The sequence below is a fragment of the Pseudomonas floridensis genome (genome assembly GCF_002087235.1).
In the GTDB taxonomy this organism is placed as follows: domain Bacteria; phylum Pseudomonadota; class Gammaproteobacteria; order Pseudomonadales; family Pseudomonadaceae; genus Aquipseudomonas; species Aquipseudomonas floridensis.
Map to the genome: position 1 here is coordinate 1 of NZ_MUIO01000105.1, position 2,310 is coordinate 2,310.

The following is a 2,310-nucleotide window of genomic DNA, read 5'->3' on the forward strand; positions in this document are numbered from 1 at the left end:
GGGCGCCGGTGTGGACCTGGGATTGAGCGAGCGACTGAGCGTGGGCGTGAGCTACAACGGACAGATCGGCAACGACACGACTGACCAAACGCTGAATGCGCGGGTGACGTTGGCGTTTTGAGAGCTTAGCGCAGCAATCGCTGTCCCCTGCTAACGCAGGTGACAGCGCATCAGATTTTACGACATAGCATGTAGGATCAATCAGAAAAGCCCAAACCGCTTTGATTCCGCTCCCGGCCGTCCCTATCCTCCCTGCTCGTGTATACGCAGCCGTCAGGGAGACGCTGAATGCCGTCATGGAATGTCGTGCCTACGTGGTTCGAGATAGAAAACCGCATTGCTCACAACATGGGCTATCAAAGTGGCGGCACTTACCGCACCCACAACAATAAACCCGTCCCGACGCTGGCGCTCAATCTCCGGCGCATCAGCCACCTCAGAAGTGCATTCGCGCGTGCCGAATGGGCGGCTGGCGGTAGATTGAGGAAGCGCCTTTCCGACCTCGACATCGCCGACATCATCAATGACCTGATCGACATGGCAACCCAGGTCGCTATGATCGTTGCAGGGAGCACTTTGACCGGAGGCGCCATCGGGGCTGGTGTGGGCACCTTGTTTGGCGGCCTGGGAGCGGCTCCCTTCGGCGCGGCAGGTGCAATGATGGGTCTGCAGGTCAGTACCTGGATACTGAGTGCGATGGGCCTGATGTCGATTGCCGAATTCTTCGTCGATGGTCTGCCGCGTATCGGCGAGTACTACCTGAGTGGCATCTCCATCGTGTGGCAGGGCACGCGTGGGGATCATGGCCTCAACCCATTTGGCGGTGATGACTTCCAGGCCGTGGGCAGAGCGTCGGATCAGATCGCCAGAGGCCACGAAGAGATGGTGCTGCTGCTGTTGGGTGCCATCATGGCCTACCTCACGCGTGGTCGTGGCAGCGCGTCCATTCTCGCCAGCGAAATGCAGGCCAGCGCGAGGGGCGCGAAGCTGGGGCAGTGGATGCTCAAGCACGAAGACGCGCTGAAGAAACGCACCGATCTGCCTCAAGCAGAGTCGCGTAGAGGCGCACCGGGCCATGATGAGCAACCCGCAGCGCCTCCCCCTCGGCAACCCGACCAGCCTCCATCGAAAAAAGGGTCAGGCATGCCCGAGCACAAGGTGCCATGCTTCAATGTGAGCCCGAAACACTTTGATCGGATTCCGGAGTTCGACCGGCAGTTGGCGGGTCAGCAGAAGGGGTTGAATGATCTGACGGTGGATGAGTATTTGAAGGGGCGGGAGGCGTTTACAAGCAAGGATATGGTTCGGGACCCGAAGGTAGCCAAGGCTGCTCGTGTTGCACTAAGCACTGATTTGGAAACCATGTTTCGAGATGAATACCTATTAGAGGGTAAATTGCCTACTAAAGCCGCGTCTCTGGCAAAGGAAAAGATGCTTGAGAAAATGTCGACATTGGCTGCACTTCATAATCCGGATTTAGTTGTAGGTGGAAAAGATATGATCGACGGCTTTGGGGATCGGCGTGTAAATTCCAGTATTGGCTCACAGTGGTCAAGTCGGATTAAAAGCCTGGATGCGGCAGCGAATAAAGTAGCTACTTCCGTTCGCGGCATAACAAAGATCAACACAAAACTTAAAAGGTGCATTGAGGAGTAGGGTATGGATGAATACTATGCTTTTTTCTTGGAGAACTTTAGCCCTGTAAATGAGCGTCTAGAGGTTCCCGAATCGAGTATTACCAAGTACCAAAACAAGCTGCCCCGTCAGCTGCTAGACTATTGGGCTGAGCACGGTTGGTGCGGCTATGCAAATGGTTTGTTTTGGACCGTGAATCCTTATGAATACGAGCGCGTACTTGAACATTGGCTAGCTGATATAGAAGGATTTCAGTCAGGCACCTATCACGTAATAGCGCGCAGTGCATTTGGACTGCTTTATGTCTGGGGAGAACAGGAAGGATATTGCATGACCATTTCCTCTTGCCTTGCCCGATACTCCATTCGAAAATCCATGTTTGCGGTTGATAACCTCGACTTGGGGGTTCAAGCATTCTTCGCATCGTTGATTATTGAGTCCAATGATTTTGATGGGCTTTTCAAGCCAGCGTTAAAAAGACTAGGTGCTCTTGAAAACGATGAAATATATGGCTTCGTACCGGCTCTTGCCCTTGGCGGGCCGATAGAACTGAACAATCTTCAAAAGGTTAAAGTCATCGAGCATCTTGAATTTCTTTCTCAGCTTTCGCCGCTTCAGGATTGGGGCTTTCCTGAAGTCTGATCATTGTTGTGATGGGGCGCCGGTGTGGACCTG

The 2,310-nt window shown here is 53.8% G+C and carries 2 protein-coding genes; both read left to right on the forward strand.

From position 1 onward, the window contains the following. Nucleotides 1-288: 288 nt before the first annotated feature. Nucleotides 289-1,656: a DUF6861 domain-containing protein gene (locus tag BZK31_RS23410; protein WP_083185670.1), complete on the forward strand. Its 1,368-nt coding sequence runs from the start codon at nucleotides 289-291 to the stop codon at nucleotides 1,654-1,656. A gap of 3 nt (nucleotides 1,657-1,659) precedes the next feature. Then, nucleotides 1,660-2,277 carry a GAD-like domain-containing protein gene (locus BZK31_RS23415; RefSeq protein ID WP_083185671.1) on the forward strand — a complete coding sequence of 206 codons (618 nt, stop codon included), beginning with the start codon at nucleotides 1,660-1,662 and terminating at the stop codon, nucleotides 2,275-2,277. Nucleotides 2,278-2,310: the final 33 nt, after the last annotated feature.